Here is a 7490-nt window from a genome sequence, read left to right as displayed (position 1 = left end):
GGTCCGGTGCGCCGACGGAGGCTCCCGGGGCGGCGGTGGTGGCCCGGCTGGTCCCGCTGCTGCCGTACCTGACCGTGGCGGCGGCGCTGGTGGTGCCGCTGGCGGCGGTGCTCTACCTGGTCACCGCGACCGCCTGGACCGCGCTGGAACAAGCGGTGCTGCGCCGGCCCGGTACGGCGACAGTCATCGACGTTCGTTGACACGTTACGGGCTGGGGCGTACAACGTCAGAGAGCGCTCTCTCATCCTCCCGTCCCGCAGAGAGGCACGTCCCATGGAACCTGCCCGCACGACTGCCGTCCCCCGGCGGCGCCGACTCTCGCTGGCGGTGGCGGTGGCGGCCACCGCCGCCACCGCCCTGGCCGGCACGACCCTGTCCGCGAACGCCGCCGTGCCGCCGCCCCCGTCCGGCTGGAGCCTGGTCTGGAGCGACGACTTCACCGGGGCGGCGAACACGCTCCCGTCCGGCGCCAACTGGATCATCGACACCGGCACCAGCTACCCCGGCGGGCCGCCGAACTGGGGCACCGGCGAGATCCAGACGTACACGAACAGCACCGCCAACGTTGCCCACGACGGCGCCGGCAACCTGCGCATCACCCCGCTGCGGAACGCCTCCGGCGGCTGGACCTCGGCGCGGATCGAGACGGTCCGGAGCAACTTCAAGCCGTCGTCCGGTGGGGTGCTGGCCATCGAGGGCCGGATCCGGATGCCGAACGTGACCGGCGCGGAGGCCCTCGGCTACTGGCCGGCGTTCTGGGCCCTCGGCTCGCCCTACCGGGGCAACTACCAGAACTGGCCCGGGATCGGCGAGTTCGACGTGATGGAGAACGTCAACGGGATCAACTCGGTGTGGGGGGTGCTGCACTGCGGTTTCGCCCCCGGCGGGCCGTGCAACGAGTTCAACGGCCTCGGCGCCTCCCGGGCCTGCCCGGGCAGCACCTGTCAGTCGGCGTTCCACACCTACCGCTTCGAGTGGGACGCCTCGACCAGCCCCCAGCAGCTGCGCTGGTACGTCGACGGGCAGCTCTACCACACGGTCAGCCAGACCCAGGTCGGCGAGCCGTACTGGACGCAGATGACCGGGCACGGCGGGTACTTCCTGCTGCTGAACGTGGCGATGGGCGGTGGCTTCCCGAACGGGGTGGCCGGCTTCACCACGCCGACCGCCTCGACCGTGTCCGGCCGGTCGATGCTCGTCGACTACGTGGCCGTGTACAACCGGGGCGGCACCCCGCCGACGACCCCGCCGCCCACCGGGACCGTGGACGCGTACGGGACGATCCAGGCCGAGGCGTTCAACGCCCAGAACGGGGTGATCGTCGAGGCGTGCTCCGAGGGCGGGCAGAACATCGGCGCGGTGCGCAACGGCGACTGGGTCCGCTTCGACAACGTCGAGTTCGGCTCGACCCCGCCCCGCGACTTCGTGGCGCGGGTGGCCTCGGGGGCGGCCGGCGGGGTGAGCGGCCTGGTGGAGGTGCGGATCGACAGCCCCACGGCCACCCCGATCGGCAGCTTCGCGATCGCGAACACGGGCGGCTGGCAGAGTTGGCGCTCGGTGCCGGGCAACGTCGGTGCGGTCACCGGCCGGCACACGGTCTACCTGACGTTCACCAGCGGCCAGCCCGCCGACTTCGTCAACGTCAACTGGTTCACCTTCCGCCGCTGACCCCCCGGGGCCGGGGAGCTCCGTACTCCCCGGCCCCACCCCTTCGCCTCCGCGATCTTGCACTTACTGCCCCGGCAATCCGGGCGGATCGCCCATGTTGCGGGCACAAAGTGCAAGATCGCGGAATTTTTCGTGTTCGCACACCCGCGCCGACCTCTGGACAGAAACAGTTAACAGTCTTAATAATTGTTGCAAGAGTCGACGGCCATGAATGCCCTGTCCCGGGTGGAGGCGTGCATGAAGCGTTCGAGATCCCTCGTCCTGGCCCTGGTCGCGGCGCTGGCCGCGAGCGTCGGAGCGGCCTGGGTGGCGTTGCCCGCGTACGCCGCCGGAGCCACCGCGAGCTTCGTGAAGACCTCCGACTGGGGGACCGGCTGGGAGGGGAAGTACACGATCACCAACGGCGGGACGACCACCGTCAACGGCTGGACCCTCACCTTCGACCTGCCCACCGGCAGCACGCTGGGCTCCTTCTGGGACGCCCGGCTGACCACGTCCGGCCAGCGGGTCACCGCCGTCAACCTGTCCTGGAACGGCACCCTCGCGCCGGGGGCCACCGCCTCGTTCGGCTTCCTCGTCGCCGGCTCCGGCAGCCCGACGAACTGCCAGCTCAACGGCGCGCCCTGCGGCGGCGGCCCCACCCCGACGACGGCACCGCCGACGACCACCCCGCCGCCCACCACCCCGCCGCCCACCGGCCTGCCGACACACCTGCTCACCGGGTACTGGCACAACTTCGTCAACCCGGCCGTCGAGCTGCGGCTGCGTGACGTCCCCGCCGAGTACGACCTGGTCGCGGTGGCCTTCGGCGAGGCGACCGCCACGCCCGGCGCGGTCGCCTTCGCCGTCGACCCCGGCCTGTCCACCGCGCTCGGCGGCTACACCGACGCCGACTTCACCGCCGACGTACGGACGCTGCACGAGCGCGGCAAGAAGGTCATCCTCTCCGTCGGCGGCGAGACCGGCCGGGTCGCCGTCAACGACGCCGCCTCCGCGACCGCGTTCGCCGACAGCACGTACGCGCTGATCCAGCGGTACGGCTTCGACGGCGTCGACATCGACCTGGAGAACGGGCTCAACCCGACGTACATGGCCCAGGCGCTGCGCGCCCTGCGGGCCCGGGTCGGGGCCGGCCTGATCATCGCGATGGCCCCGCAGACCATCGACATGCAGAACCCGGCCACCAGCTACTTCAGGCTGGCGCTGGACATCCGGGACATCCTCACCGTGGTCAACACCCAGTTCTACAACTCCGGCGCGATGCTCGGCTGCGACAACAACGCCGCGTACAGCCAGGGGACGGTGAACTTCATCGTCGCGCTCGCCTGCATCCAGTTGGAGGCCGGCCTGCGCCCCGACCAGGTCGGGCTCGGCCTGCCGGCCGGCCCCGGCGCGGCCGGCGGCGGGGTCGTCGCGCCCAGCGTGGTCAACGCCGCCCTCGACTGCCTCGCCAAGGGCACCAACTGCGGCAGCTTCCGGCCGCCGCGCACGTACCCGAGCCTCCGGGGCGCGATGACCTGGTCCGTGAACTGGGACGTCAGCAACGGCAACAGCTTCGCGCGCACCGTCAAGCCGCACCTCGCCACCCTGCCCTGACCCGGACGCGACCAGGCCAGCCCCGCCCAGCCGGGCGGACCCCCCACCACCGGTCCCTGGAGGCCACCGTGAAACTCCGCTCACCGCGCGCGGCCACGTTCGCCGTCGCGCTCGCCGCCGCCGTGGTCGCGGCCACCGTCGCGGCCCCGCCGGCCGCGTACGCCGCCACCGCCACGTTCACCCGCACCGTGACCTGGGAGACCGGGTACGAGGGGAAGTTCACCGTCACCAACGACACCTCGACCACGATCAGCGCCTGGAACGTCCAGTTCGACCTGCCCACCGGCAGCACGCTCGGCTCCTTCTGGGACGCCCGGCTGACCACCTCCGGCCAGCACGTCACCGCCGTCAACCAGTCCTGGAACGGCACCCTCGCCCCGGGCGCCAGCACCACCTTCGGCTTCAACGTCAACGGCGCCGGCCTCCCGACGAACTGCACCGTCAACGGCGGCTCCTGCACGGGCGGGGGCCCGTCCGGCCCGGCCACGCCCGGCGGGCTGCGGGTCACCGGCACCACCAACTCGTCGGTCTCGCTGGCCTGGAACGCGGTCAGCGGCACCGTGACCGGCTACCGGGTGTACGAGGGCACGACCGTCCGGGCCACCGTCACCGGCACCTCGGCGACGGTCTCCGGGCTCGCCACCTGCTCGGCGCACAGCTACACCGTGACGGCGTACAACTCCTCCGGCGAGTCGGCGAAGTCGGCGCCGGTATCCGCCACCACCACCGGCTGCACCGGCGGCAGCGGGCCGATGGCCGCCGCGCCCTACCTCTACCCGGGCTGGGGCGACCCGCCCGCGCCCGCCACGGTGATGGGGGCGACCGGGATCAGGTGGTTCACCATGGCGTTCGTCCTCTCCGGCGGCGGCTGCACCCCGGCGTGGGACGGCACCGGCCCGCTCACCGGGGGCGTGCACGCCAGCACCATCGCCGCGATCCGGGCCGCCGGCGGCGACATCATTCCCTCCTTCGGCGGGTGGAGCGGCAACAAGCTCGGCCCGAACTGCTCCTCGGCCAGCGCCCTCGCCGGGGCGTACCAGCAGGTCATCAACGCGTACGGGCTGAAGGCGATCGACATCGACATCGAGAACAGCGACGAGTTCGAGAACGAGGTGGTGCAGGACCGCATCCTCGGCGCGCTGAAGATCGTCAAGCAGAACAACCCGGGGATCAAGACGATCGTCACGTTCGGCACCACGACCACCGGGCCGTCCTGGTGGGGCACCCGCCTGGTCAACCAGGCCGCCGCGCTCGGCGCGAACATCGACACCTTCACGATCATGCCGTTCGACTTCGGGGGCGGCGCGAACATGTACCAGAACACGGTCAACGCCGCCGAGGGGCTGAAGAACGCGCTGAAGAACGCCTTCGGCTGGTCCGACGCGACCGCGTACGCGCACATGGGGCTCTCCGGCATGAACGGCCTCTCCGACCAGCAGGAGCTGACCTCACCGGCCACCTGGACGCAGATCCGCGACTGGGCGAAGGCCCGCGGCCTGTCCCGGTTCACGTTCTGGTCGGTCAACCGCGACCGCCCCTGCCCGGGCGGGGGAGTGGTGTCCAACTGCTCCGGCATCAGCCAGAACACCTGGGAGTTCACCTCCATCACCGCCCGCTACTGAAAGGAGGAGTCCCTTCCTGACGCCTCGGGTCGAGAAGGGGTGCTTCACTTACCGCCGGTGCCCGCGCGGGTCGTACCAGCCGCGCGGGCACTCCGGCGCGCGGCGCGGCGGCGCAGCTTCTTCGCCACCCAGGCGGCGGCCGTGGCCAGGAAGGCCGCGAAGATCGCGTAGTTGAACCAGCTGCCGTACCGGTCGACCTCCTGCCAGCGCGACCCGAGCGCGAAGCCCGCGCCCACGATCAGCCCGTTCCACACGCCGCTGCCCAGCGTGGTCAGCAGGACGAACTCGCCCAGCGGCATCCGGTTCGCCCCGGCGGGAATCGAGACGAGGCTGCGGACCACCGGCACCACCCGGCCGATCAGCACGGCCCACCTGCCGTGCCGCTCGAACCAGCGGTCGGCCCGCTCCAGGTCGTCCCGGTCGACCAGCGGGACGCGGTCCAGCCACCGCTTCAGCCGCTCCTCGCCGAGCGCCGCGCCGAGCCAGTACAGCACCAGCGCCCCGACCAGCGAGCCGACCGTCGCGGCGAGCACGATCAGGACGACGTTGAACCGGCCCTCGGCGGCGAGGTAACCGGCCAGGGCCAGCACGACCTCGCTCGGGATCGGCGGGATGATGCTCTCCAGCGCCACCAGCAGGGCCACCCCGACGCCGCCCAGCGCGTCGATGACGCCGGCCACCCAGCCGGTCAGGCCGGTGAACCGCGCCGGGTCGACATCCTGGGCGAGGGCCATGGCCGTCCTTCCACACGAGCTGCCGGGGTCCGAGGGTGGTACCCGGGCCGCCCGCGGTTACACCGCCGGCCGCGTTCGACGGGACAGCAGACGCGTTTGCGGGAAAGGAAAACCGGAGAAGGAACGGGGGCATGGGTGACAGGTGGTACTCCGAGGCCGTCGTCTACTGTCTCGACGTCGACACGTACGCCGACTCCGACGGCGACGGGGTCGGCGACTTCCGGGGCCTCATGGGACGGCTGGACTACCTGGCCCGGCTCGGCGTGACCTGCCTGTGGCTGCACCCGATCCACCCGTCGCCCAACCGCGACGACGGCTACGACGTCACCGACTTCTACAACGTGGACCCCCGCTTCGGCACCCTCGGCGACTTCGCCGAGCTGCTGCACCAGGCGCGCAACCGGGGCATCCGGGTGATCATCGACCTGGTGGTCAACCACACCTCCGACGAGCACCCGTGGTTCCAGTCCGCCCGTTCCTCGCCGGACTCGCCGTACCGCGACTGGTTCGTCTGGTCAGACCAGGAGCCGGCGGACCGCCACCAGGGCATGGTCTTCCCCGGCGAGCAGCGGGAGACCTGGAGCTACGACCGCACCGCGAAGGCCTGGTACTACCACCGGTTCTACCGGTACCAGCCGGACCTCAACTTCGCGAACCCGCAGGTCCGCGCGGAGGTCAAGAAGATCGTCTCGTTCTGGCTCCAGCTCGGCGTCTCCGGGTTCCGGATGGACGCGGTGCCGTTCATCATCGAGCTGACCGAGCCGGGCAACCCCGACTCGCCGAAGGACTTCGACTTCCTGACCGAGCTGCGCCAGCACGTGCAGTGGCGCCGGGGCGACGCCGTGCTGCTCGCCGAGGCCAACGTCGAGCCCGCCCAGTTGCCCACGTTCTTCGGCGACGCCGCCGGGTCGGGCAACCGGCTGCACATGCTCTTCGACTTCATGCTCAACGGGCGGCTCATGCTCGCCCTGGCCCGACGCGACCCGGAACCAATCGTCGAGGCGCTGCGGGACACCCCGAAGCTGCCGGCCGGTGGGCAGTGGGCCACCTTCCTGCGCAACCACGACGAGATCGACCTGTCCCGGCTCACCACCGAGCAGCGCAACCAGGTGTACGCCGAGTTCGGCCCCGACGAGCACATGCGCATCTACGACCGGGGCATCCGGCGGCGGCTCGCGCCGATGCTCGGCAACGACCGCCGGCGCATCGAACTGGCGTACTCGTTGCAGTTCTCGCTGCGCGGCACGCCGGTGCTGCGCTACGGCGAGGAGATCGGGATGGGGGAGGACCTGTCCCTGCCCGGCCGGCAGTCGATCCGTACCCCGATGCAGTGGTCGTACCAGCCGAACGCCGGCTTCTCCACGGCGGACCCGGAGAAGCTGGTCCGCCCGGTGGTCGACAGGGGCGACTTCTCGTACGAGAAGGTCAACGTGACCGCCCAGCGCGGCGACCCGCGGTCGCTGCTGGCCTGGTTCGAGCGGATGATCCGCACGCTGCGCGAGGCGCCGGAGATCGGCTCCGGCTCGACGACCCACATCGACGTGCCGGTGCCGCCCGGGGTGCTCGCCCACCGGGCCGACGGCCCCACCGGGACGATGGTCTTCCTGCACAACCTCGGCACCGACGACGCGCAGGTCGACCTCGGCGTGCTCGCGGCGGAGGCGGACCTGCCGATCGACGTGCTCGCCGACCGTAATTACGGTGACGTGGGCAAGCTGGACGCGCTGAAGGTCGCCGGCCAGGGCTACCGCTGGATCCGCCTGCGCCGCGGCCAGGCCCTCTGACCCTCGGCCGGCCGCCGGCCGCCGGCACGCCCTCGGTCGGCCCGGCATGCCCCTTGGCCGGCGCCTCGGCCGGCCCCGGATCGGCG

At 71.7% G+C, this 7490-nt stretch carries 5 protein-coding genes and 1 pseudogene; 5 read left to right on the top strand and 1 reads right to left on the bottom strand.

Going from position 1 to position 7490, the window contains the following annotated elements:
* The 4 genes and pseudogenes from ABGB16_RS18520 to ABGB16_RS18505 all read left to right on the top strand — a co-directional run.
* Positions 1 to 200, top strand: a pseudogene (locus tag ABGB16_RS18520) (hypothetical protein); the annotation flags it as partial.
* 73 nt (positions 201 to 273) lie between these two features.
* Complete coding sequence (locus ABGB16_RS18515) at positions 274 to 1668, top strand: carbohydrate-binding protein (RefSeq protein WP_347669327.1); 1395 nt, start codon at positions 274 to 276, stop codon at positions 1666 to 1668.
* Between the two features lie 237 nt (positions 1669 to 1905).
* On the top strand, positions 1906 to 3264 hold the full coding sequence (locus tag ABGB16_RS18510; protein WP_347669326.1) for a cellulose binding domain-containing protein: 1359 nt from the start codon (positions 1906 to 1908) through the stop codon (positions 3262 to 3264).
* Positions 3265 to 3332: 68 nt separating this feature from the next.
* The gene (locus ABGB16_RS18505; RefSeq protein WP_347669325.1) at positions 3333 to 4886 is read left to right on the top strand and encodes a cellulose binding domain-containing protein; all 1554 of its coding nucleotides are present in this window, start codon (positions 3333 to 3335) and stop codon (positions 4884 to 4886) included.
* A gap of 44 nt (positions 4887 to 4930) precedes the next feature.
* Here the strand turns inward: ABGB16_RS18505 and ABGB16_RS18500 are convergent, their stop codons facing one another.
* On the bottom strand, positions 4931 to 5620 hold the full coding sequence (locus ABGB16_RS18500) for a DedA family protein (protein ID WP_347669324.1): 690 nt from the start codon (positions 5618 to 5620) through the stop codon (positions 4931 to 4933).
* 131 nt (positions 5621 to 5751) lie between these two features.
* On the opposite strand from ABGB16_RS18500, the gene ABGB16_RS18495 reads away from it, so the two are divergent.
* Positions 5752 to 7404, top strand: a complete 1653-nt coding sequence (locus ABGB16_RS18495) for an alpha-amylase family protein (RefSeq protein ID WP_347669323.1) — start codon at positions 5752 to 5754, stop codon at positions 7402 to 7404.
* Positions 7405 to 7490 lie beyond the last annotated feature (86 nt).

It is taken from the genome of Micromonospora sp. B11E3, from assembly GCF_039871625.1.
Classification (GTDB): domain Bacteria; phylum Actinomycetota; class Actinomycetes; order Mycobacteriales; family Micromonosporaceae; genus Micromonospora.
This window is presented reverse-complemented; position numbering and strand designations above follow the sequence as displayed.